18 protein-coding genes and 1 pseudogene are annotated in these 25494 nt (G+C 45.1%); 17 read left to right on the forward strand and 2 right to left on the reverse strand.

The window, feature by feature from the left end:
- Positions 1 to 14: 14 nt before the first annotated feature.
- The 16 genes and pseudogenes from AB4307_RS11225 to tldD form a co-directional block, all read left to right on the forward strand.
- Positions 15 to 167, forward strand: a pseudogene (locus AB4307_RS11225) (MSHA biogenesis protein MshF); the annotation flags it as partial.
- 79 nt (positions 168 to 246) lie between these two features.
- The gene (locus AB4307_RS11230; protein ID WP_372051215.1) at positions 247 to 822 is read left to right on the forward strand and encodes a prepilin-type N-terminal cleavage/methylation domain-containing protein; all 576 of its coding nucleotides are present in this window, start codon (positions 247 to 249) and stop codon (positions 820 to 822) included.
- A 35-nt stretch (positions 823 to 857) separates the two neighbouring features.
- Positions 858 to 1373 (forward strand): type II secretion system protein, encoded by a 516-nt coding sequence (locus AB4307_RS11235; protein WP_372131917.1) that lies wholly within the window; start codon positions 858 to 860, stop codon positions 1371 to 1373.
- A 150-nt stretch (positions 1374 to 1523) separates the two neighbouring features.
- Entirely contained in the window at positions 1524 to 2015 is a 492-nt protein-coding gene (locus AB4307_RS11240) for a prepilin-type N-terminal cleavage/methylation domain-containing protein (RefSeq protein ID WP_372131919.1), read from the forward strand.
- Positions 2012 to 2593, forward strand: coding sequence for a type IV pilus modification PilV family protein (locus AB4307_RS11245; protein WP_372131921.1), 582 nt, complete (start codon positions 2012 to 2014; stop codon positions 2591 to 2593). Before AB4307_RS11240 ends, AB4307_RS11245 begins: the two co-directional genes overlap by 4 nt.
- The gene (locus AB4307_RS11250; RefSeq protein WP_372131923.1) at positions 2593 to 3339 is read left to right on the forward strand and encodes a prepilin-type N-terminal cleavage/methylation domain-containing protein; all 747 of its coding nucleotides are present in this window, start codon (positions 2593 to 2595) and stop codon (positions 3337 to 3339) included. The genes AB4307_RS11245 and AB4307_RS11250 overlap by 1 nt, the downstream gene beginning before the upstream one ends.
- Positions 3329 to 3766 carry an MSHA biogenesis protein MshP gene (locus tag AB4307_RS11255; RefSeq protein WP_372131925.1) on the forward strand — a complete coding sequence of 146 codons (438 nt, stop codon included), beginning with the start codon at positions 3329 to 3331 and terminating at the stop codon, positions 3764 to 3766. Before AB4307_RS11250 ends, AB4307_RS11255 begins: the two co-directional genes overlap by 11 nt.
- Entirely contained in the window at positions 3763 to 8163 is a 4401-nt protein-coding gene (locus AB4307_RS11260) for a DUF6701 domain-containing protein (RefSeq protein WP_372131927.1), read from the forward strand. Before AB4307_RS11255 ends, AB4307_RS11260 begins: the two co-directional genes overlap by 4 nt.
- A gap of 150 nt (positions 8164 to 8313) precedes the next feature.
- Positions 8314 to 9357, forward strand: a complete 1044-nt coding sequence (locus tag AB4307_RS11265) for a rod shape-determining protein (RefSeq protein ID WP_017062957.1) — start codon at positions 8314 to 8316, stop codon at positions 9355 to 9357.
- A gap of 94 nt (positions 9358 to 9451) precedes the next feature.
- On the forward strand, positions 9452 to 10339 hold the full coding sequence (mreC, locus tag AB4307_RS11270) for a rod shape-determining protein MreC (protein ID WP_004735927.1): 888 nt from the start codon (positions 9452 to 9454) through the stop codon (positions 10337 to 10339).
- Positions 10329 to 10817: a rod shape-determining protein MreD gene (gene mreD / locus AB4307_RS11275; protein WP_017061361.1), complete on the forward strand. Its 489-nt coding sequence runs from the start codon at positions 10329 to 10331 to the stop codon at positions 10815 to 10817. Before mreC ends, mreD begins: the two co-directional genes overlap by 11 nt.
- A gap of 7 nt (positions 10818 to 10824) precedes the next feature.
- Entirely contained in the window at positions 10825 to 11448 is a 624-nt protein-coding gene (locus tag AB4307_RS11280) for a Maf family protein (RefSeq protein ID WP_017066953.1), read from the forward strand.
- A gap of 20 nt (positions 11449 to 11468) precedes the next feature.
- Positions 11469 to 12938 (forward strand): ribonuclease G, encoded by a 1470-nt coding sequence (gene rng, locus AB4307_RS11285; protein WP_017061363.1) that lies wholly within the window; start codon positions 11469 to 11471, stop codon positions 12936 to 12938.
- 10 nt (positions 12939 to 12948) lie between these two features.
- On the forward strand, positions 12949 to 16824 hold the full coding sequence (locus AB4307_RS11290; RefSeq protein ID WP_372131929.1) for a YhdP family protein: 3876 nt from the start codon (positions 12949 to 12951) through the stop codon (positions 16822 to 16824).
- A 94-nt stretch (positions 16825 to 16918) separates the two neighbouring features.
- On the forward strand, positions 16919 to 17731 hold the full coding sequence (locus tag AB4307_RS11295; RefSeq protein WP_017061365.1) for a carbon-nitrogen hydrolase family protein: 813 nt from the start codon (positions 16919 to 16921) through the stop codon (positions 17729 to 17731).
- Positions 17732 to 17750: 19 nt separating this feature from the next.
- Positions 17751 to 19196, forward strand: coding sequence for a metalloprotease TldD (gene tldD / locus AB4307_RS11300; protein WP_017061366.1), 1446 nt, complete (start codon positions 17751 to 17753; stop codon positions 19194 to 19196).
- A 108-nt stretch (positions 19197 to 19304) separates the two neighbouring features.
- Here tldD and AB4307_RS11305 read toward each other — a convergent pair whose 3' ends face one another.
- Complete coding sequence (locus tag AB4307_RS11305) at positions 19305 to 20684, reverse strand: PhoH family protein (protein ID WP_017062953.1); 1380 nt, start codon at positions 20682 to 20684, stop codon at positions 19305 to 19307.
- 466 nt (positions 20685 to 21150) lie between these two features.
- Between AB4307_RS11305 and rapA the strand changes: the two genes are divergently transcribed.
- Positions 21151 to 24060: an RNA polymerase-associated protein RapA gene (gene rapA / locus AB4307_RS11310; protein WP_372131931.1), complete on the forward strand. Its 2910-nt coding sequence runs from the start codon at positions 21151 to 21153 to the stop codon at positions 24058 to 24060.
- Between the two features lie 92 nt (positions 24061 to 24152).
- Here rapA and AB4307_RS11315 read toward each other — a convergent pair whose 3' ends face one another.
- Complete coding sequence (locus AB4307_RS11315; RefSeq protein WP_065584686.1) at positions 24153 to 25430, reverse strand: NRAMP family divalent metal transporter; 1278 nt, start codon at positions 25428 to 25430, stop codon at positions 24153 to 24155.
- Between the last annotated feature and the right edge of the window lie 64 nt (positions 25431 to 25494).

Genomic DNA, 25494 nt, shown 5'->3' on the forward strand with positions numbered 1-25494 from the left:
TTTAATTACGCAACAAAGCCATTTTAGGGCTAAGCTCTCCAAGTGTTGAAGATAAAAGTGATAACATACACTTTCACTGTAGTTATCATTATTCTGATAAATATCAGGTAGATATATTACTTGAAAGCGAAAGGTTTAGTGTAAAAGCCAATATTTTGGCTTTGTGAGAATATTGACACTGTTTTTATGGTTTTATACGTGTGCAAATGTATAATGCGCGTTAGTAATTAGATGAGTAGGTAGAAAATGCTTAAAAATCAAAAGGGTTTCTCCCTTGTCGAATTAGTCATCGTAATTGTTGTCGTTGGTTTATTGGCAGTGGCGGCTTTACCCCGCTTCTTAGATGTGACAGATGAGGCTAAAAAATCCAGTATTGAAGGCGTGGCTGGTGGTTTTGCAACCGCAGTATTATCAGCAAGAGCACAGTGGGAAGCAGAGGCTAGGCCATCAGAGAAGATAGGTGTTGAAACATACAATACTGTAAACTATGATGGTGTTGATTTTTGGTTAACAAGATCAAAAAACAGTAACAACGTCGAGACCGACTTTCGTGATGGCTATCCGTGGACTCTGAACAATAATTCGAGCACTGCTCCACAAGATATTTCAGATGAAACATGTTCTGAGTTGATGGAAAACTTGCTGCAAAACCCACCTAAAGTTGGTGCGGTTTCAGATATCGCTAATGACTCAAATTACAAATATTCAGCGCAAGCGAATTCAGGTGATGCAACCTGTACTTACGTTCAATTAGAAGGTAGTACCGAGCATGAATTTGTTTACGAAATGAAAACTGGTCGTGTGACCGTAACTTTGCAGTAAGTCTGCGTAAAATTAAACATAGAGAGAGCTTAACTATGAAAAGACAAGGCGGTTTCACCCTAATCGAACTAGTGGTTGTAATTGTTATTCTAGGTATTCTTGCTGTAACTGCGGCACCGCGTTTCCTAAACCTGCAAGATGATGCTCGCACTGCAACATTAGAGGGCTTACGTGGGGCTGTAGCAGGAGCCATGGGGATCTCTTATGGTAAAGCGGCAATCAACGGCATTGAAGCTACAACATATACTGCTTTTACTGATGATAATCCAGGTACTGTAGTTGAAGGTATAGCACATAGTTTTGGTTACCCTGTTGCTGTTAACGATGAAACTGCTAACCAAGGCGGTATCATGCAAACCTTAGATGTATCAAATGAGTTCGTGGTTTTAGATAGCTCTGAAGATGATGCAACTGACCCTACAAATACTACTATTGACATTGGTATAGACGGATACACTGTGCAATGTGTTCAGTATACAGCAGCTATTGATGCGAATACGCCTGCGACTGTATTGATTGTTGATGGTGCCGATGGAAACTGTGGCTTATAATCTCCAGTGAATATTATCTAGATTTTAGGCCGGCTTTTGTCGGCCTTTTTCTTCCTATCGCTCATAAATATTAAAACTATTCATATACATAAGATCGATATCTTCATTATCTTGTATAATCAGTATTCGCTTGGCAGTTAGAGGCTCATTATGGATAACAGCCCCACACCCAAAGGCTTTACTCTAGTAGAGCTGATCATCGTTATCATTATCCTCGGTATTGTTTCTACCTTTGCCGCGAGCCGCTTCGTAGGTACCTCTAGCTATTCCACTTTTACTGCGCAAGAACAAGCTACCTCTGTTATTCGCCAAATCCAAGTCAATCGAATGCAATCGAATGTTTCCGCTGCTAATGATAGCTTTCGCCTTGCTATTAATGATGACTGTTTAGGTTCAGTCACCGCTTGCAGTTTAAATCTATCGAACAGCGCTCAAAAGTCACAAGCCGATGCGCGTAGTGATTATGTACGTATATCAGACATAACGTTTTCTCCAGCGAATACTGTTATCGACTTTGATTTATTGGGGAACCCTTCAGTAAGTGCTGGAGTGAATATTACTATTAACTCTACTTCTTCAAATAATAGCGCACAAGTTTGTATTAATTCTCAAGGTTACGTGCGTGAGGGAGCATGTTTATGATGCGCTCCCGTGGCTTCACTCTTATTGAAAGTATTGTGGTGATTATCGTATTGGGCGTTGCTATGGTCACGATTACTAGTTTTTTAGCTCCTCAAGTGGCGGGCTCCGCTGACCCTCAATATCAAAACCGCTCAGTAGCTTTAGGCCAGAGTTTGATGAATCAAATATTGGCACGTGGCTTTGACCATAATAGTGACTTTGACGGAGGGGTAATGCGTTGTGGTGATTTTGAATATAGTGGTTGCACTGATCCCGACAAGCTTGGGGTTGATATTGATGATGGTGAACAAGAAGGTAAGCCAGCAACGTTTAATGACGTGGACGACTATATTGGTTGCTGGTATACGGCTGCGACTGAATCCGCCTGCCTGTCGAGTACTACGAATGAATTAGCCAATATACTTGATGAACAGATAGATGATAGCTATGCCAATTTTCGGGTGGAAGTATCTGTGTTTTACGATGGCAACATGGACGGAATTGATGACAACACAATTGGCACGATGAAGCGTGTTGAGTTACAGATCTTTGGTGGCAACAACCGCTACAGCGTTATCGCTTACAAGGGGAACTACTGATGAAGCAACGTGGTTTTACCTTAATTGAGATGATTGTAACGATTGTCGTCGTTGGTGTGATTGGTTTAGCGATCGCAGGTTTTGTTGAATACGGCATGAAAGGTTATGTCGACACTATCGATAGACAAAAGGTGCAAGTAAAAGGGCAGTTTGTTGTTGAGAAAATGTCGCGAGAAATCAGTCACGCGGTCCCTAACAGTTTTGATTCGAGTATTGCTCCGGCTTCGGTTTTTGCTCAAAAATGTCTTACCTTTTACGCTATTAAGTACTCAGGCTTTTATCACCTTGATGAAGCGACAGATGAACTTAATTTTATTATCGGCCAAGACTCCCCAATACTCGATGAAGATGATTTCCTTATTATTAACCCAACCGCGTACTCGGAGTTGGTGGCTGGTTCAACTAAGCGAATTCCTGTATCGGGGTTAGTCTCAACGAGCAATGTGTTTACCGCTTCTTCGGTAAGTTTGAGTAGTCAATCTATTGCTAAACGTCATTATATTTACGATGACAGTGATAGTGCTCCAGTGAGTTACTGTTTAGTGAACGATACTATTCAAAATCAAGGTCTAATCCAGCGTAATGGAGTTACCGTTGCGGATAGCATCAATTATTCTGAAAGTAATTTTCGTTACGAAGAGCCAAGCCTACAAAGAGGTGGTGTAATTCACATCGATCTTGTACTTGAGCAAAACAATGAAGTAAGTGTTTACCAACAAGATGTGCAGGTACTTAATGCGCCATAGTAAATCATCCCAACAAGGCAGTGTTTTGGTCGTCGCAGTATTTGTTATTGTGGTGATGGGCTTCCTCGCGACTTCTCTGGTGCAAGTCCAGTGGTCAAATCACGATACATTGACCCGCAAACAACTTGGAACACAGGCTTGGCTATTAGCACACTCCGCTAATGAGTGGGCACTTACCCAAGTTTATCCTTTGACTGTTTCGCCTGCGGTTTCAACGAGTGTGAGCACTGTGTGTAGCAACTTAAACTCAAGCCAAGTGAGTAGTGGTATGTCGACTATCTGTACTGTGGATCAACTAACTTGCCAACAAATTGGTGTGTTAGATGGTGTTGGCTTTTTCAAAATTGAATCAACAGCCGTTTGTGGCTCAGGTATCAACCAAGTTCAGCGTATTCAAGAAGTTTGGGTGAAGGAGTCAATACGATGAAAGCATGTAGATATATTTTAGTTGCCTGTTTCTGCCTATTCCCTTTGATCGCGACAGCGTCGACTTGTAACGTAGATCCGAGCGGTGAATTTAAAATATCATTTAATATCAATTCCGCCCAGCTTGTTGAATCTGTGTTTGCAGAGCAAGAGCCCGGAAATAACCGCCCGGAATACACCATCTGGACCAATGATATTAATGAGCCTACGGTGGGAGATACGCCCTTTATTCGCGATCCTCGTTACATGGTTGGTGGGGGAGACTATAGTGTTCAACTGATTTATCAGCCGGGAGCGGGAAATGATGCCGGAACCGCAGACTACTACGTTGACGATGGGCAGGGTTTTACTTTTTTAGGCAATTACCCCGCAGACTTTAAAGGTATTCACCCGCAAAGCGTCGATATTAATAGTGGGGACAGTACTGAACTAGAATGTGACAGCTCGGATATCGAGCCACCGCCGGTTTATTCAAACGATGCTCAGTATGAATTTGGTATCGTTCAGTGCTCTGGTGGAGAATGTAAGATCCCACTGACTCAGTCTTATACCAACACGCCACTGGTGTTTGTGATGCCAACCATTGATTCAAGTGCCCCTGACGCGGATGCTCCTGCAACGTTAATGGTTACCGAGGTAAGCAAAACCGAAGCGACCATCAAGCAGATTAAGGCGCCAAAGAATGGCGGTGGTTCAGATTTAGATAGCCAACCGATAACAGAAGTCAGTTACCTTGCGATTGAGCCCGGTGTGGCCGATTTTAATGGCCATGAAGTCATAGCGGGTTATTTGAACACCGATGCAGCCAGTGCTAAATCAGGCTCAAATAGTAATGATAGAGTCCTTTATAGCGATTTTGGCGGAGCTGGCTTTTCTTCTAATCCGGTGGTATTGCATCAAATTCAAACTCGAAATAACAATGATAAATGGATGACCTCTGGCAAGGTTAGGCGAACCGATGAAACGTCATACATTGATTTGTTTTTGGAGCTAAGTGCTTCTCACCGCAGTAACGATGATTATGACGATGAGAAGATCGCGTTTTTAGCGACGTTAGCCACCAATACTAACCTTGATGTTGATGGTTTTAAGGTTCAATTTGCAAGAGGGTATGATACGCCAAGTCAAAGCGGTAATGACCCAATGTTGGATGGCTGTGAGGATAAGTATGCTACCACCTCTCTAACGAATATTGACGGGATCATAGCTAATAAACAAGAGAGGGCTGGTGGACACGGAGGCTGGCTACGTCGATGTAACATTAACACGAACCAAGTTAGCTTTGTTGTAGATGAGGACTTTAGAGACCGCACGCATATTCCGGAAGAAGTGGGTTACTTTGCGTTTGAGTTACCTGAGGTGGTTCCTGTTGCCAACGTGTGTAACTTGTTTCCCGAGCCCATTCAGAGTTGGACTGGTGTGAATAGCTCATTGACGGTTACCAGCCAGCAAACAAAATTTAGCGGCTGGTCTAATAACTATATCAATCAATCTTTAAAAAAGGTCTCTGAAGGCTATGAGCTCTTTAATGATAAATGGACAACAAAAGATGACTTTTTATTATTGGGTTTTGATGATGCGAGTGAGTTTTATCATATTTATAATTTTCCAGTGTGTGATGAACATCAATGTGATGTTGGTAATAATGATAGCCAACTTGAATTAAGAAAGATTAAAGGCAGTTACGTAACCTCTATTGCAGAAAAAAATCCATCAGAAAGTTTAACCATTACGGGCAAGGCTTCGGATATTTTGCAGAGCTGCGGAGCGGACTCAGAGATATGTTCTTACCAAATTAACGGTGAAACAATAGATGTTTTCATTGAGAGTAACTTGTCTAAGCTCGTTATCAACAAGCAGGGGAATGATTATAATCTAGTTCGAATCGTCTTAGATGAAGACAGTTATATCTCAGATGTTAAAGTTAGTGGAGGGGCGGGTGTAGAACTGGTTTTTCCTGATAATTCCACGGTGACCTTTGATAATTATGAGCATGATGCAGGAGATTTGGTATATGCCTTTGAGGGCAACTCTCAAATAAATGTGATAACACGTATGAAGTTTAACTTGGCAGTTGATATACAATCTGACTTCGCTTATCCCATTATATACGCTCCTAAAGGTGAGGTCATATTTGACGTTGGGAACTCTACTTTCAAAGGATTTATTCTCGCAGATACTGTAGATTTAAATCAGACAGCTATTCATGGTGCCGTGACAGCGAGAGTCGCCGTGCTTGATAATGGTGTAACGATAATCAAACCTGATTATTCTTGTGAACCCCCAGTACAGCAAGGATTATTGGTTGTAGAACCTCAACAATTATATAGCCTAACCTGTGAGCGAATTCCGGTTGAGTTTCGCCTAGAAGAGAATGGCGAATTGGTCGACTCTAATGAGCAGTTTGAAGCGACGGTAACCCCAACGGGAACGCGATGGTGTAAGGGTGAAGCTAACAATGCGTGTGAAACTCCGGATTATACGTTTGATGGTGGCATTCGAACCTTGTATTTAGACTCTGATACGGTTGGTAGTTTCAGTGTTGGGGGAGTCTACGATTCAGAGCCCGCAACATCGACACAAGTTTTTTATGTGCCCTATAAGTTTGATACAAGCCCAAGCCAAATACATATGAATGCAGCTCAAGACTCTCAAGAGTTAGTGGTAGAGGTGACGGCTCAAGCTTGTGATCAAGGCGTTGTTAGCCCAGTAAATGGCTATACTAAAAACTTATCATTTGATGCTTCTAAAGATTACTTTCTTGAAATGCCTACCCCTGAAGATGGATCACTTGATGACTTCTCAGTTACAGATCTAAATTTTGATAATGGTGGTGCTACAACTGAAGTAAATTGGAGCAATGTTGGGCAAGTTAATGTAGTTATCAATGATCCTAGCTTTGATTGTTCTGAAATTGAAGGGTGTCCTATTTATGAACAGCCTGATTCCGCAAGTTCGGGGTTGGTTGGTAGCTTTGTTGTCAAATCTAAACCTTATGAGTTTGCTGTATGTACTGATAGCGATTCAAGTGGAACGAGTACAGAATCCAGTAGTAGTGGCTTTGTTGCAGCGGGGGAGAGCTTTGATGTGGACGTGAAACCCATGATTACCGGAGCTAATGTAAATTCCGTATGTTCAAATAATGTAGGTGTTCCTTCGAATTATTTTGTGTCTCAAGCTTCGATCAGTGTTTCCCATTATTTAGACACACCAAGTGAGGGTGTACTTGGCTATTTGATGCCCGACACGATATCTCCGAGTATTTCAATTAGTGATCAGTCAAATGGTGGGTACCAACTTGATGGGTTAACCTACTCAGAGGTAGGAAGTTTTGAATTGGTTGCAATTGAAACGGGTAACTTTTATAGCACCATTGCCCCTCCAAATGGTGATTCAGGTGTCACTGGGTCTAAAACTATCGGCCGTTTTTACCCCAAATACTTCATGCAAGGTGACCCTGAGTGGAATGTTACAAATCAAAGTGATATTGCATACTTAGACCAACCTTATGACTCAACCGTTCATCAGGTATACCCAATGGCATCAGGTGAAAGCAGTGTTGGTAACGCGCTTAACAACTATCAATTCTTTGCCCCGAGCCTACAAGCCAGTTTTGGTGTTCTAGATGATACAGCTGTCGATAATGGGTTCTTGCTGGATACTGAGGCAGGCACTTGGTCTACTGATCGTAAGCATTGGTTGTTGAACGATAGTGCCGCAGTTCTTCAGCGAGTTACGGATTTGGATGACGTTAGCCGCAGAGATGCACCGTTTAATACTTCAGATGCTAACTCCACTATTACCCACTTTGGCTTGACTGTTGCAGGAGTTGATCCTGTTTCATTTACTGACTCTGATATTTTGACTGATTCTGTCGAGTTTCCGGTCCAGCCTCCAGCTCGTTATGGTCGAATGGTGCTAGATGATATTGGTGGTAATTCTGATACTACTCTAACTATTCCATTGCGCGCTGAGTTCTGGGATGGCAGCGAGTTTATTGTTAACGAGGATGATGACCGCAGTACCTTCAATGGGGCTAATACTTGTAAACAAGTTATTTGGCACAGTGAAGGGGCGGCAACCACTTTAGTTTCACTTAACGGTAGTGGGAATGTGGATGATGGAGAAGAAGAGGTCACAGCAAATCAAAATACGCCAGCAGGAACAGACGCGCCACGTGAGCAAGTTCGTCTGTGGTTAAGAATGGATGACTCTGAGCCTGATAGCGATGGCGGGAATAACATCTCATGTAGTGGCAGTGATCAAGATCAACCATGGCTACGTTACAACTGGCGCCAACTGGGTGATGAAGATCCCTCCACCGTCGTCACATTTGGTATCTACCGCGGTAACGATCGTGTGATCTACCGAGGTGAAAGTGGCTTAACAGGTCAGTAATAATATAATTTTTGCCCCTTAAGTTAGGAATCTGTAAGAAATTGCGGGTTTCAGTCCATGTTTGCACTTCAATGCCTTGCCGTAACAGCAAGGCATTGGTACATTTAGTGCAATTTTTGTCTTCTAATTCTTGCAGGATGAGCGAAGAATATGTTTAAAAAACTTCGTGGCATGTTTTCAAACGACCTATCGATTGATTTAGGTACAGCCAATACCCTTATTTATGTAAAAGGCCAAGGCATTGTTCTTGATGAGCCTTCAGTTGTCGCTATTCGCCAAGATCGTGCGGGTTCTGCAAAGAGTGTCGCTGCTGTTGGCCACGCTGCTAAGCAAATGCTTGGTCGTACGCCTGGTAACATCTCAGCGATCCGTCCAATGAAAGACGGTGTAATCGCCGACTTTTACGTAACGGAAAAAATGCTTCAGCACTTCATCAAACAAGTGCATGACAACAGTGTGCTTAAACCAAGTCCTCGTGTTTTGGTTTGTGTACCTTGTGGTTCAACACAGGTTGAGCGTCGTGCTATCCGTGAATCAGCGTTAGGTGCTGGTGCTCGTGAGGTTTACCTAATCGATGAGCCTATGGCTGCTGCGATTGGTGCTGGCCTACGTGTCTCTGAGCCAACAGGTTCAATGGTTGTTGATATCGGTGGTGGTACTACTGAAGTTGCGGTTATCTCACTGAACGGTGTGGTTTACTCGTCTTCTGTTCGCATTGGTGGTGACCGTTTTGATGAAGCGATCATCAACTACGTTCGTCGTAACTACGGCAGCTTGATCGGTGAAGCGACAGCAGAGAAGATCAAACACGAAATCGGTTCAGCTTACCCTGGCGATGAAGTCGAAGAGATCGAAGTACGTGGTCGTAACCTTGCTGAAGGTGTGCCTCGTAGCTTTAGCCTAAACTCAAACGAAATCCTTGAAGCACTTCAAGAGCCTCTATCTGGCATCGTATCTGCAGTGATGGTTGCACTTGAACAGTGTCCACCAGAGCTGGCTTCTGATATCTCAGAAAACGGTATGGTACTAACGGGTGGTGGTGCACTGCTTAAAGACCTTGATCGTCTGTTAACAGAAGAAACAGGTATCCCTGTTGTTGTTGCAGAAGAGCCATTAACGTGTGTTGCTCTAGGTGGCGGTAAAGCTCTAGAGATGATCGACATGCACGGCGGCGATCTGTTCAGCGAAGAATAATATCTAGTGTTAGGCTCTTTTCTTATCTAGTTTTATGTAAAGAGCCTAGGACCTTGTCTATAGGATCAAATGTAGCTCTAGGACCAAATATAGAATGAAGCCAATTTTTGGTAGAGGTCCCTCTCTACAATTGCGCCTGTTTTTTGCTGTAATTTTATCAGCCAGCCTTATGCTGGCTGATAGTCGTTTAGATGCTTTCTCAAATGTTCGCTATCTATTAAACAGCATGGTTGCGCCTATTCAATATGCAGCCAACTTGCCTCGCACTATGTTCGATGGTGTTTACGACCGTTTTAGCACTCGCAAAGGGTTAATTGAATCTAACCATAATATTAAACGAGAAGTCTTGCGTCTGAAGAGCGAGCTGATTCTGCTTGAGCAATATCAAGAAGAAAACAAGCGCCTTCGTAAGCTGTTAGGCTCGCCGTTTATCCGTGATGAGAAGAAAGTCGTCACAGAAGTTATGGCGGTAGACACTTCACCATATCGCCATCAAGTCGTGATCGACAAAGGTCAGATTGATGGGGTGTATGAAGGTCAACCGGTGATCAACGAAAAAGGCATTGTCGGCCAAGTCACTTTCGTTGCTGCTCATAATAGTCGTGTATTACTACTCACTGATGCAAACAATGCGATTCCTGTTCAGGTTATTCGTAATGACATCCGTGTGATTGCTTCGGGCAATGGCATGATTGATGAGATCCAGCTAGAGCACATTCCAACCAGTACCGATATACAAGAAGAAGATCTGTTGGTGACATCAGGTCTTGGTGGGGTATATCCAGAAGGTTATCCAGTCGCCTATGTTACGGCCGTTGATTACGACCCGAAACGTGAGTTCGCTGTGATTAAAGCTGAGCCTGTGGTTGAGTTCGATAAGCTCAGATACCTGCTGCTTGTATGGCCTGATGAAAACAAACAGATGCAAGCGGATCAATCGAGCATAGAACAAGCATTGTTAGAGGGCGAAGATGGCCAATAGCGTTTTGAGAAGCAAGGTAGTAATTTTCTGCTCATTTTTAATAGCACTGATTCTGCAGACGATCCCTTGGCCTGGTAGCTTAGATTTATTTAGACCATCTTGGTTACTGCTGGTTACGTGTTACTGGGTTTTGGCTCTACCGCATCGTGTTAACGTGGGTAGTGCTTTGATTTTAGGCTTATTGTGGGACCTTTTGATCGGCTCTACTCTGGGTATTCGAGGCATGATGATGGCAATAGTGATGTACATTATTGCGATGAACTTCCTCGTCATTCGTAACATGGCGTTATGGCAGCAAGCGATGATCATTGCCGCGTTAACGGTCTTGTTTGAGGTGTTGATCTTCTTTGGTGAATATTTGATCCAAGATGTTGTTTTCAATCCGTTATCGTTATGGAGCGCATTGATAAACTGTATACTTTGGCCTTGGATGTTTTTATTAATGAGACGCGTGCGTCGCCATTGGCATGTGAGGTAGCGTGACGATGGAAAAGAAACATTTAGTTTTGGCATCCGGCTCTCCACGCCGCAAAGAATTGCTATCTCAACTCGGTTATGAGTTTTCTGTCCTCGTAACCGATGTTGAAGAGTGTAAACACGCTCAAGAAACCGCCGAAGAATATGTTAAGCGACTATCTTTAGATAAAGCTTTAGCTGCGTTGTCTTTATTGAAAGATAACCCTTCTGAAAGGCAGCATGTCGTTCCTAGTTCTGATACTGTAGATCATGGCTCTGATATAGTCGTTCTTGGTTCTGACACAGTCGTCGTAAGCCAAGGGCAAGTGCTTGAGAAACCCACCGATTTTGCTGACTCTAAGCGCATGCTTACTCAGTTAGCGAATGAACGTCACCAAGTGATGACGGCGGTTTCTGTGGTTTCAGAAGAAAAACAAAGAACAGAAATCATTATTACCGACGTATGGTTTAAACCCCTCAGTGAAAAAGAAATAGAACAATACTGGCAAACAGGGGAGCCATGCGATAAAGCCGGTAGCTATGGGATCCAAGGTTTGGGCGGACGCTTTGTCACCCGAATCGAAGGTAGTTATTACGCCGTTGTCGGCTTACCTTTATTTGAAACGGACCAGCTACTGCAAGAATTCTTATAATTACTAACCTGAGGTGCACCATGAGTGCTGAATTGTTGCTGAACGTGACCCCGAGTGAAACTCGTGTGGCCATGATTGAAGGAGGGGCTCTTCAAGAGATCCATGTCGAACGAGATGCTCGACGCGGTATCGTAGGAAATATCTATAAAGGACGTGTAAGCCGTGTTCTTCCGGGAATGCAGGCGGCTTTTGTGGATATAGGCCTTGAGAAAGCAGCTTTTTTACACGCCTCTGATATTGTCCCACACACTGAATGTGTCGCTGAAAACGAAAAGAAACAATTTCAGGTTCGTGATATCTCAGAGCTTGTCCGTCAAGGGCAAGACATTGTGGTGCAAGTGGTCAAAGACCCTCTTGGTACTAAAGGTGCTCGCTTAACCACTGATATCACTCTACCGTCTCGTTATCTGGTATTTATGCCGGGCGCAAGTCATGTTGGTGTATCTCAACGTATCGACAGCGAGTCTGAACGTAACCGTCTTAAAAAAGTCGTGTCTCGTTACTGTGACGAACACGGTGGCTTCATCATCCGCACAGCAGCAGAAGGTGCAGATTCAAATGAGTTGGCACAAGATGCCGCATTCTTGAAGCGATTATGGCTAAAAGTATTAGAGCGTCGTGGTAAGCACAAGGCGCGTACTCGTTTGTATGGTGAGCTTTGCTTAAGCCAACGTATCTTACGTGACTTCGTCGGTACTGAGCTGAGCAAGATTCAGGTCGATTCTCGTCTAGAATATGAAAACCTAAAAGAGTTTACCTCTGAATACGTGCCTGAGCTGACAGACAAGCTTGAGCTGTATGAAGGTGATAAGCCTATCTTTGATATGTACGATACCGAGAACGAAATTCAGCGTTCATTGGATCGTAAAGTCGAATTAAAGTCTGGTGGATATCTGATTATCGACCAAACTGAAGCGATGACCACGGTTGATATCAACACTGGCGCGTTTGTTGGTCGTCGTAATCTAGAAGAGACGATTTTCAACACCAACGTAGAAGCGACTCAAGCGATTGCTCGCCAGCTACGTCTGCGTAACCTAGGTGGCATCATCATTATCGACTTTATTGATATGTTGTCTGAGGAACATCGTAAGCGAGTACTAACTTCTTTAGAGGCTGCGCTCGACAAAGACCGTGTGAAAACCAATATTAATGGCTTCACGCAGCTTGGGTTGGTTGAGATGACTCGTAAACGTACTCGTGAAAGTATTGAGCATATCCTATGTTCGAGCTGTCCTGCTTGTGAAGGCCGCGGCAGTGTGAAGACAGTTGAAACCGTTTGTTATGAAATTCTTCGAGAGATCACGCGAGTGAATCGTGCGTACGACGCCGATAAATTTGTGGTCTATGCGGCAGCTGCCGTAGCTGAGGCGTTAGAGGGCGATGAATCTCATGCGCTTGCGGAGCTTGAAGTCTTTATTGGTAAGCAAGTTAAAATCCAGGCTGAGCCTCTGTACATACAAGAGCAGTTTGATGTTGTTATGATGTAATGGAAATTTTGTGAGCTCAAGCGTTACTCTGATTCTACGTGCATGTTTATGGTTAGTGGTTACTCTCTTAGTAACGCTAGCCATTGCCGTTACTACACTGCGTGTAGCCTTGCCCAATTTAAACAAGTATCAATCTGAAATTGAGCTTTGGGTAAACCAACACTCCGGTTTTGATTTTTCGATTCAAGATGTGGGCGGTTTTTGGCGTAATACTCACCCCTCTATTGCTCTGCAAGGCGTTAAAGCTAGCCTCCCCAATGCAGAAGATGTGACCTTCTCTGTTGAGCGTGTTGAAGTCGAGTTTGACTTGATTCAATCGCTCGTGCAGATGCGCCCGGTTGTGGCCGATCTAGTCATGAATCAAATGTATCTTGATATCCGCTCAATTGATCTGTTTGCCGGACAAAATGGCAAAGACGAACCTACAGATCCCGAGTCTTCCAAGCGAGTGATACAAGAGCTCGATAATTTACTGCTAAAAACACTCGTCGATGTAACTGCAAAAGATTCTTCTATTCTTTATCACTCTGTTTCGGGTGAAGAACGTCAGCTCGATATAGAAACCTTAAAATGGCAAAACTCAGACAAACATCACCTTGCTGAAGGTGTGGTGAGTATCAAAGATGCCAATCTAAACTCTCTGTCAGTGAGTGCTAACTTTATTGATGGTGGGTCACTGACTGATGTGACTGGTGAGTTTTATGTCAGTGCCGACAGCATTTCTGTTAAGCCATGGCTTACGCATTATATGCAGGCGGAATCCGGCATTGAAACGGGTACTGTGAGCTTGAATAGCTGGCTTACACTGCGCAATAGCAAACCGGTAAGCGCTTATGTAGAGGTTTTACCCTCAGAATTGACGTGGAACGAAGATGGCGAGCATGACCTCATGCTTGAGTCCGGTGTCTTTAAGTTATCTCCGACAGATGACGGTTGGCAAGTAAATGGTCACTCACTAAATCTTAGAACGGATGACACACCTTGGCCAGAACTCGACGTAGCCTTCAAGTGGAATCAAGGTCCATGGCAACTCAACATTTCTGAGCTGGATATTGCGACTATTACTCCGTTGATTAAGCTGCTGCCTGACTCTGAACAATCAACCAAAATGATTAACGTATTGGCGCCGGGCGGCTCTGTTTCTGATATCCGTGTTTCCATGGGTTCGGGAATTGACAGTTTACGTTATTCAGCCAGTTTTTCTGATCTTGCTATCGAGCAGTGGGAACTAGTCCCAGGCTTTAGCCAAGTGTCTGGTAGTGTGTTTGGTTCGGCCTCGGAAGCGAAAGCTAGCCTGCATGTTATTGACGATGTGTTCCCTTATGGTGACGTATTCCAAGCGCCTTTGAATATCAAACAAGGTCAGGTTGATATTGTTTGGCAGCAAGATGAAAACGGCTGGAAGCTGTGGTCAGACAAAATCACAGCTGCCACCCCCGATTTACAAGTACTAGGCGCATTCCGCTTAGACTTCCCAAAAGATGCGAGCCCGTTTTTATCCTTCTACGGCGAAGCGGACGCTTACAATGTCGGTGAAACATGGCGCTACTTACCTACACTGGCTCTTGGGCAAGATCTAACAGACTACCTTTCAACTGCGATTCAAGCCGGTAAAGCGGATACCGTAAAACTGTTGTGGCATGGTGATTTGTCTCAATATCCATACACTAACCACGATGGTATTTTCCAGGTTTGGGTTGGCTTAGAAGATGCGAAATTCAGCTTTGATACCGCGTGGCCACTGATTACTGATCTTCAGCTTGATCTGTTGTTTGAAAATGATGCGATGCATCTGGATTCTCGCTCAGCTCAACTGATGGATGTGACGGCAGATCGAATCACAGGACGCATTCCTTATTTAGGGGAAGGCGGCCATATTGAAATTGAAGCTAAAGCGACGGCGTCTGGCAACGCAGTACGCGATTACATGACGTCTTCGCCACTGGTGGGCTCGGTAGGCGCAGCCTTAACCGCACTTCAAGTGAGTGGTGATGTCTCTTCTGAGTTCCAGCTGAATATTCCGTTTGATTCTGAAAAAGAAGCAAGAGCATGGGGTTACGCCGACTTAAGTGGCAACCATGTTGAGATTGAAGCGCCGCCAATGGTGCTCGAGAACACCACGGGTCGAATTGAATTTGATAATGACGTAGTGACGGCAAATGGCCTCGCTGCGGATCTGCTTAACCAAGGTATCTCGCTTGATTTTAAGGGCCTTAATGATGGTCCTGGCTATGCAGTTGATATTGATGTGTTAGGTGATTGGGACGTCAAGCCTCTAGAACCTTACATCGGTGAGCAATGGTTAAGCCGCTTATCAGGTCATGCGCAATGGCAAAGCCAGATTGATATCCAGCTGAATGATATCGGCTTTACCTACCAACTAGACTTACAGTCAGACCTAAAATACTTGGCGAGTGATTACCCATATCCATTGGCGAAAAAATCACTAGAAAGTGGCTCTGCAAGGCTACAGGCATCGGGTAACCAAGAGACGATTACCGCGCGCCTGCAATTGCCAAAAACCAAGTACCAAGCTGAGATTGATATCACAGGCGACGTGCCTGAGTTAACGGCGACCAACTTAGTGCTTGGTCGCGGTGGCTACAAAATTAGCCCGGTGGTGGGCCATCACGCCCTGATTCGTACAGACAAATTCAATGCCGATGATTGGTTATCGGTTGTAATGGAACCGGTAAAGCCTTCAACGGCTGTACTTAGTCAAATGAACACGCCAACCATACCTGCGCCAAGCCGTATTACCTTTGAGAGTAAAGAGCTGATCTTGGGTGGTATCTCTTGGAATGACGTCGATTTTAGTGCTAGTAAGAACAAACAGGCGTGGCAAATGGAAGTGTCTAGCCAAGAGCTAGAAGGGGATATTAACTACCTGCCTCCTTATGATTTGACAGTTTCACTGGATCGTCTGCATCTGTTTGTTCCTGAGTGGAGTGATAAGAACAACCAAGATCAGCAACTGCTGCAACGTAAAGAACAAGCTGCGCCATTGATATCCAAATTGGATAGAGAGATCCACGATGCGATGCCAAACCTGACCCTGACGCTGAACGACTTTTGGCTGCAAGGCTATAAGGTCGGTAAAGTCGATGTTGAGATGGCCAGACAAGATAATCGCATTGATTGGAAGAAGATTCAGGTTCGAAGCGGCGGCAATAAAGCGGATGTCAGCGGTTGGTGGGAACTGGACGGTGACAAGAGTCATTCCGCGCTAACGGTTGATGTTGAAGGCGAAAACAACAGTGAGCTCATGGAGCGCTTTGGTATTACTTCCGGGATTCAAAAAGCGCCATTCGCGTTGGAAGGTCAACTAAATTGGGATGGTTCGCCTTGGGGAATCAAAATGGATACCCTTGATGGCAACGTTAAAACCAAGTTTGGTAAAGGCATTATCTCGGATGTGAGCGGCGCAGCTCGATTACTTGGCCTGTTTAGCCTAGATTCGATCATCCGTAAGATGCAGCTCGATTTCTCAGATGTGTTTGATAAAGGTATGGCCTTCAACAGCATCACCGGAACAGGCGAGATTCAAAATGGTATCTTCCTGACCAATGATCTGAACATGGATGCGGTCGCAGGTGAGATGAAAATCAAAGGTATCGCTAACCTCAACACGCGTCAGGTTGATGCTGAGGTGAACTTTACCCCAGATATTACCTCGGGTATTCCCGTATTAACGGCCTTTGCGGTAACCCCTCAAACGGCGCTGTACGTATTGGCGGTGACCACGGTTATCTCGCCAGTTGTGGAAGTCTTTACCCAAGTAAATTATTCGGTGAAAGGACCATTGGATTCACCAACGGTGAGCGAACTTTCTCGTAGCTCTGGCGAGTTTCAGCTGCCAGAGAAGCTGAGAAAATTAGCCGAATAGGCCTTAAATTAGCCGAAAAGACCTTATGCCCGAGTCTGCGAATATACGGTGAAATGCTGATTTCTGAATCATAATGAATGGAGGAGCGATACACATGGATTGTGTTGGGTTGATTCAAATGACATCTGGCCCCAGCCCTGAATTGAACTTTGAGTACCTTGCTCAAGAAGTTGCAAAGTGCAAAGAGTTGGGGGCTAAGTGGGTTGTTTGCCCTGAAAACGCGTTAGTTTTTGGCAGTAAAGCCGACTATCACCAGTGTGCTGAGCCTTTTAATGATGGCCCACTGCAAAAGAAAATCTCTGAGCTAGCAAAGCTTCACAGAATTTGGATCGTCATTGGCAGTATGCCGATAAGCACAACTAACGGAGTGACGACCACCACCTTGGTGATTGATGATTTTGGTTGCCTCGTTGCTCATTACGACAAGCTACACATGTTTGATGTGGATGTCGCTGACGCCCATAAGTGCTATCGAGAGTCGGATATTTTCACTCCGGGCAACCAAGTTGTGACAGCGGAAACGCCTTTTGGTCGCTTAGGTTTGAGTATTTGTTATGATGTGCGCTTTCCACACTTGTATTCAGAGTTACGTAAGCAAGGGGCACAAATCATTGTGGTGCCTGCGGCTTTTACAGCGGTAACGGGTCAAGCGCACTGGGAAGTACTATTAAGATGCCGCGCGGTTGAAACACAGTCGTGGATTGTCGCGGTAGGTCAAGGCGGAAAACACCCTTGCCAAAGAGAAACATGGGGACACTCAATGGTGGTTGATCCATGGGGACGAGTGGTCGCACAGTTAGACCAAGATCCTAAAAGTATGGTGGTTGAGATAGACACATCCAGTTGCGAGTCCATTAGGCAAAATATGCCCATCGCGCAACACTCTCGATTTACCAATCAATTTTAATTACAAACAAGAGCCATCTATGAGCATTAATCAAATTGAAGAAGCGCTACTGAACCCGACAGGGCTTACGGAGCAAAATATCGCAGATACATTGGCGAGTATTGCTACCCGCCAAATTGATTATGCTGATATCTACTTTCAGTCAAGCTGGCACGAATCTTTAGTGCTAGAAGACAGCATTATTAAAGACGGCTCTTTCAATATCGATTGCGGTGTTGGCGTTCGTGCAGTATCTGGTGAAAAGACTGGTTTTGCTTACTCTGACCAAATCCAATTGGATGGTCTTAAGCAGAGCGCAATTGCGGCTCGTGGTATTGCTAAACAAGGTCAAAACGGCAAGGTTCAAGCGTTCAAACGCAACTCTAATCAAGCTTACTATGATGCAGTTAACCCGCTTGCGAGTTGGGAAAAACAGCAGAAAACAGAATTACTAAAATCATTAGATGCTTACATTCGCACTAAAGAGCCGATGGTGACTGAAGTATCGGTGAGTTTAAGTGGTGTGCATGAGCAGATGCTGGTTGCTGCGACTGATGGCACTTACGCTGGTGATATTCGTCCGCTGGTTCGCTTGTCTATTAGCGTACTTGCACAGAAGGGTGATCGTCGTGAGCGTGGTAGCGCTGGTGGTGGTGGCCGTTTTGGTTACGACTTCTTCTTAAGTGATGACAAAGGCACTCAAGTTGCTTACCAATTTGCGGATGAAGCGATTCGCCAAGCATTAGTTAACCTTGAAGCAGTGGCTGCGCCTGCTGGTGCCATGCCTGTGGTTCTTGGTTCTGGTTGGCCGGGCGTTCTGCTGCATGAAGCGGTAGGCCACGGTTTAGAAGGCGACTTCAACCGTAAAGAGTCGTCAGTATTCTCCGGCAAAGTTGGTGAGCAAGTAACTTCAAGCCTATGTACGATTGTCGATGACGGTACATTAACGGATCTACGCGGTTCATTGAACGTCGATGATGAAGGTGTTAACGGTCAGTACAATACGTTAATCGAAAACGGCATCCTAAAAGGTTACATGCAAGATAAGCTGAACGCTCGTCTAATGGGTGTAGCACCGACAGGTAATGGTCGTCGTGAGTCATACGCGCATCTTCCAATGCCACGTATGACGAATACATACATGCTACCGGGCGAACACACACCGGAAGAGATCATCGCGACGGTTGAGAAAGGTATCTACGCACCGAACTTCGGTGGCGGTCAGGTCGATATCACATCAGGTAAGTTCGTATTCTCAGCGTCTGAAGCGTACATGATTGAAAACGGTAAGATCACTCACCCAGTGAAAGGCGCGACGCTAATCGGTTCTGGTATCGAAGCGATGCAGCAGGTGTCTATGGTGGGTAACGACCTAAGCATCGACCGTGGTGTGGGTGTGTGTGGTAAGGCTGGTCAAAGTGTGCCAGTGGGTGTTGGTCAACCAACATTGAAACTAGACTCGCTAACCGTTGGTGGTACTGAGTAATTCAGACTAACCTCTGCCGACTTACTTCAAAATATTAAATTGAAAAGCGCCTCCAATGTGAGGCGCTTTTTGTTTTTAGATTACTGATTCAGTGAGCGTATAGAGTCACTACATGTTCTCTTCCGCAAACTCAGCTAGTCGGCTACGCACCACACCATTGAGGTGGATGTTGGCACTGCCTTCGAAGTTTTTAAAACGCTCAACCATGTAGGTTAAGCCTGAAGTCACAGGGGTTAGGTAAGAAGAATCTATCTGCGCTAAGTTACCTGAGCAGACGATCTTAGTACCTTCACCACAACGGGTGATGATGGTTTTTATCTGTGAAGCGGTGAGGTTCTGACACTCATCCAAAAGCACAAAGGCATTTTGAATCGAGCGGCCACGCATGAAGTTGATTGATTTGAACTGGATATTGGCTTTGTCACAGATGTACTTCATCGAGCCTTCTGTGCAGTGGTCGTTCTTGTGCAGCGCTTCCAGTGTATCGGTCACTGCGGCTAACCAAGGCAACATTTTCTCTTCCTCTGTACCCGGAAGGAAACCTATCGACTCACCAATATCAGGGGTGTTGCGGGTTACGATGATCTTATCGAATTGCTTACGTTCAATGGTTTGTTCAAGTGCAGCAGCCATAGCAAGCAGTGTCTTACCACTACCTGCGGCGCCAGTGAGAATCACAAGATCAATATCAGGGTCGAGCAGCGCATCAATCGCCATGCCTTGATAGACGTTCTTTGGTGTGATGTCCCATGCTCTGCGATTCATCAATCTTTCGCGGCTGAGGTCTCTCAGGGTAATGCTTTCCGGCTCAATCTCCTCGACTCGAGCGGCAAAGTCACTTTCTTCGTCAATCACATATTGGTTGAGGAAGGTTGGCTCGAACGGCGCTCTTGCTAAGGTGTGCAGCGTCTTGCCGCCTAAACTTCTGCTCTCGACATTATCGATACCATCCCAAAATGAGCCTTCCAGTTGTTGGAAGCCTTTGGTGAGGTATTGGATATCATCAATCAGTTGGTCAGTTTGATAGTCTTCAACAAAACGTACACCGGCGCCTTTTGCTCGTAAACGCATATTGATGTCTTTGGTGATGAGAACCACTTCGCGTGGTGCGCGTTTATTTTGAAGATAGAGGACAGCGTTGAGGATTCGGTTATCGCCCGCCTTGTCATCGGCAAAGGCTTTGATGCTTTCTTGAAGTTCGTAGTCAGCGAGTATTGAAATACTGCCAGATGCATTTATGTCTTTAGAAAAAGGGATGCCTTCCGATATTTGGTCTGGTGTGGCTTCCCTGAACAGGTCTTCGAGCGTTCGAATCGCAATTCTCGCATCTCGAGCAACGTCTCTTTTACTGTCTTTGATTCTGTCGAGTTCTTCTAGCACTGTCATGGGGATAACGACATCGTGCTCTTGGAAAGAAAATATAGCGAAGGGTTCGTGCAGTAGGATATTGGTGTCTAAAACAAATAGCTTCCGGTTGGTCTCGCCCATAGCATCTCCTTGCCGACGTGCGGCTTGCCTTGCATTCATTGAACGTAGATAAAGCTCATATAAAGATTAGTATCTGATTCTGGTGATAGTCAACTACTCACCTAAACTTCATCTAGAGGAACAGCACCATATCGTTACGAGTGAATATGGTGTATTCGTTTGAGAGCAGCAATCTGCTACCTATAGATTAACCATGAATTTTTGACAGTTTGATTGCACTGGCGAAAACAGAAAAAAAGCATGAAATCATCTCCTTTAGGCGTGACCTAAATCACAGCATCGAGTAAGATTAGCGACCTTTTTCTGCACCATTTTCTCGAGATATTTATTATTGAGAGCGCACTTAAAAAGTGGCTGCAAACTAGACATTTTTGGCTATATTTTTAGTTCAGGAGCGATAGTGTTCTTGTTTAAAACTGCAGTTAAGAAGACCAAATTCCAACTATAAGATTGAGGTAGTCGATTCATGACATTTGCTTTGGGGCAACGCTGGATAAGCGATACGGAGAGCGATTTAGGTTTAGGTACCGTTGTAGCAATGGATGCTCGCACAGTGACACTAATGTTTGCAGCGTCAGAAGAAAACCGTGTTTATGCACGTACTGATGCTCCCGTAACCCGAGTAACGTTTAATGTAGGCGATGTCATCGAATGCCAAGAAGGTTGGTCTCTGTCTGTCGAGGAAGTTATCGAAGACAAAGGTCTGCTGACTTACTTAGGTACTCGCGAAGATACCCAAGAAACAGAAGTCACTCTGCGTGAAATCTTCTTAAGCAACCAGATCCGCTTTAACAAGCCACAAGATAAGCTATACGCAGGTCAAATCGACCGTATGGATAACTTTGTGTTGCGTTACCGTGCGCTAAGCAACCAGTACCAACAACACAAGAGCCCGATGCGTGGCTTGTGTGGTATGCGTGCTGGCTTGATCCCTCATCAGCTATACATCGCTCATGAAGTGGGTCGTCGTCACGCTCCGCGCGTTTTACTGGCTGATGAAGTGGGCCTAGGTAAAACCATCGAAGCGGGCATGATCATCCACCAACAGGTGCTGTCTGGCCGTGCTGAACGCATTCTGATTGTGGTTCCTGAAACTCTACAACACCAATGGTTAGTAGAGATGATGCGCCGTTTCAACCTGCATTTTTCTATCTTCGATGAAGAGCGTTGTATTGAAGCGTTTGCTGAATCAGACAACCCGTTTGATACCCAGCAGTACGTTCTGTGTTCTTTGGACTTCCTACGTAAGAGCCGTAAGCGCTACGAGCAAGCACTTGAAGGCGAGTGGGACTTGTTGGTTGTCGATGAAGCGCACCACCTTGAGTGGAGCCAAGACAAACCAAGCCGTGAATACCAAGTGGTTGAAGGCTTAGCGGAAAATACGTCTGGTGTGCTACTACTAACAGCAACGCCTGAACAGCTTGGTCGTGAGAGCCACTTTGCACGTCTGCGTCTGCTTGATCCTGATCGCTTCTACGATTACGAAGCATTCGTTGAAGAAGAAGACCAATACGCACCGGTTGCTGATGCAGTAACGGCTCTGTTCTCTGGAGTGAAGCTTGAAAACAGCGCGAAGAACCAGATTACGGAACTGCTTTCTGAGCAAGATGTTGAGCCTCTGTTCCGTGTGATTGAAGGTGATAGCAGCGAAGAAGAGCAAGCGTTAGCTCGCCAAGAACTGATTGATAACCTTATGGATCGCCATGGTACCGGCCGTGTTCTTTTCAGAAACACACGTGCTGCAATCAAAGGCTTCCCTAAGCGTAATGTAAACCTACTGCCGATGGAGATTCCAACGCAGTACACAACCTCAATGCGTGTATCTGGCATGATCGGTGGCAAAATGGCTCCCGAAGCTCGTGCAATGAAGATGCTGTATCCAGAAGAGATCTTCCAAGAGTTTGAAGGTGAAGATTCAAGCTGGTGGCAGTTCGACTCACGTGTTAACTGGTTGATTGAAAAGATCCAAGACAAGCGCAGCGAGAAAATCCTAGTGATCGCCTCTCGTGCAAGTACGGCTCTTCAATTAGAGCAAGCACTGCGTGAGCGTGAAGGTGTGCGTGCAACCGTATTTCACGAAGGCATGTCGATTCTAGAGCGTGATAAAGCTGCGGCTTACTTTGCTCAAGAAGAGGGCGGCGCTCAGGTTCTTATCTGTAGTGAAATCGGCTCTGAAGGTCGTAACTTCCAGTTCGCTAACCAACTTGTGATGTTCGATCTTCCATTCAACCCAGACTTGCTTGAGCAACGTATTGGCCGTTTGGACCGTATCGGTCAGCTGCGTGATATCGACATTCATGTTCCTTACCTAAAAGGCACATCACAGGCGATCCTTGCGCGTTGGTTCGATGAAGGTCTGAATGCATTTGCGGAAACTTGTCCAACGGGTCGCACGGTTTACGATAAGTACTCAGATGTTCTTATCGAGATGCTGGCTTCTGGTAACACTGAGCAACTTGATGAAGTGATTGAAGAGTCTGCCAAGCTAAATCAAAGCCTGAAATCAGATCTAGAAAAAGGCCGTGATCGCTTATTAGAAATGCACTCAAACGGCGGCGACAAAGCGCATGAAATTGCAGAGAAGATTGCCTCGACTGACGGCGACACTAACCTAGTAACGTTTGCACTAAGCCTGTTCGATACGATTGGCTTGAACCAAGACGACAAGGGTGAGAATGCTCTGGTTGTAACGCCGTCTGAGCACATGATGGTGCCAAGCTACCCAGGCTTACCATACGAAGGCGCAACCATCACGTTTGATCGTGATACTGCGCTTTCTCGTGAAGACATGAACTTCATTAGCTGGGAACACCCAATGATTCAGGGCGGTATCGATCTGCTACTGAGTGAAGGTGTTGGTGCATCAGCGGTATCACTACTGAAAAACAAAGCGCTGCCAGTGGGTACTATCCTGCTTGAGCTGGTTTACCTTGTGGATGCGCAAGCGCCGAAACGCAGCGGTATCAGCCAGTTCTTGCCTAAGACGCCAATTCGTTTGATGATGGATGGCCGTGGTAATGACTTATCAGCTCAGGTTGAGTTCGACAGCTTTAACCGCCAATTAAGCCCTGTAAACCGTCACCTAGCGAGCAAGTTGGTTAACTCGGTACAAGGTGAGATTCATAAGTTAATCGAAGCGGGTGAGGCGCACGTACTTCCTAAAGTGGAAGAAGTGCGTGAACAAGCTCAACGAGAAATGCAGACTAACCTAAACGGTGAGTTAGAGCGTCTACAAGCGCTTAAAGCCGTGAACCCTAACATTCGTGATGAAGAGCTAGAGGTAATCGAAGCTCAAATCAATGAACTGACCGGTTACATCAGCAAAGCTCAGGTTCAGCTAGATTCATTACGCTTGATTGTGGTTTCTCACAACTAGTTTTGAATTAGCGAAATGCTTCAACGAAATAAGGCCTTCATTATGAAGGCCTTATTTGTATCTGTAGCTTAATTAACAATTCAAGTAGCTGGTTACATTAACCACTTCCACCAAACAAATACCGCTAGGAAACCAAATAGGTAAACAAGACCTGCTACAGACAACCATTTTAGTTTGCTGCCAATGGCTAGCGCTTCTGGAAGCTTAGCTTTGTTGACCAAGATGAAATTAAGCAGAGCGAAGAATGGCGTTGTTGCAAACGCGAGTACCATTGCGAAATCGAGCATAGGCATCAGTGCTGCGCTAAAGAACATCACAATCGCGAGTGCCGCGATAGAGACAATGATTATCCAGCCTTGCAGCATTCTTGGGCTTGAATCTTTTTTGAATAATAGACGTTGTGATTCAGCAAGCACGCGTGAGTAGCCATCGATAACGGTAATGGTGCTACCAAAGATACAGAAGAAAGCGATAAGAGCGATTAACGGGCGAGACCATTCACCAATTGTCGAAGCGTAGATGCCGACCAATTGATGAGTAAAGCCAACACCGGAGCGAGACAGTTCAACTCCCGAACCGTGAAGTACTAGCGCGCCTAACGCAACGAATACTAAAGCAAGCAGCGCCGTACCAATGTAGCCAACGTTAAAGTCGAACAGCGCTGATTGTGCGGTCACTTCCTGCTTCTCTTTTTGGCTTTTTAGCCACATAGAGGTGATGCTTGATATTTCGATAGGCGCAGGCATCCAACCCATGGTCACCACGATAAAACCAATAGCAGCCAATGACCAAGGCGACGGTGGAACAAAAGCAGCATCAGGTTCGACTGGAGAGCCGATAGCAATGGCGACTGCAGCTAAGGTTGTGATGGTTAAGATCGCCATGATCGCTTTAGATAGTGTATCTAGAGCACGATAATGGCCAGCGAATAGAATGATTAAGCATGTCGCTAAAACGATCATGCACAAGGTGCTAGTGGCTAAATCGAAAGGAACAAAGTAACTGAGTAGGCTTGCACTGAATAATAGCAGGGCAGCGGTATTCACGACCGCAGATATGGCACTCAAGATCGAAAAGATCACAAGGTATGGGCGGCCTAGGTTAGAGTAACCTTCCACCAAGCTTTGACCCGTTCCTAGCGTGTATTGGATGCCGGCTCTGAAGAATGGATATTTAAATACGTTAACGAGGATAATGAGAGCGGCAAGCTGCCAACCATAAATCGCACCCGCCTTGGTTGAGGCGACTAAGTGAGAACCACCTACAGCCGCTGCGGCCATCATAACGCCTGGGCCAAGAGACTTAATTAAACTTGATAGGGGAGCTGAGGTTGGTGTTTTTGTGTTGGTGGTTTTAACCGTACTGTCCATCATTTTTCCTTTGATGCTGACTTCTTATTTTCCGTTCCCCTATCAATACCATGTTTTGTAAGGT

This window comes from Vibrio sp. 10N.261.52.C2 (assembly GCF_041471425.1).
GTDB lineage: Bacteria > Pseudomonadota > Gammaproteobacteria > Enterobacterales > Vibrionaceae > Vibrio > Vibrio crassostreae_C.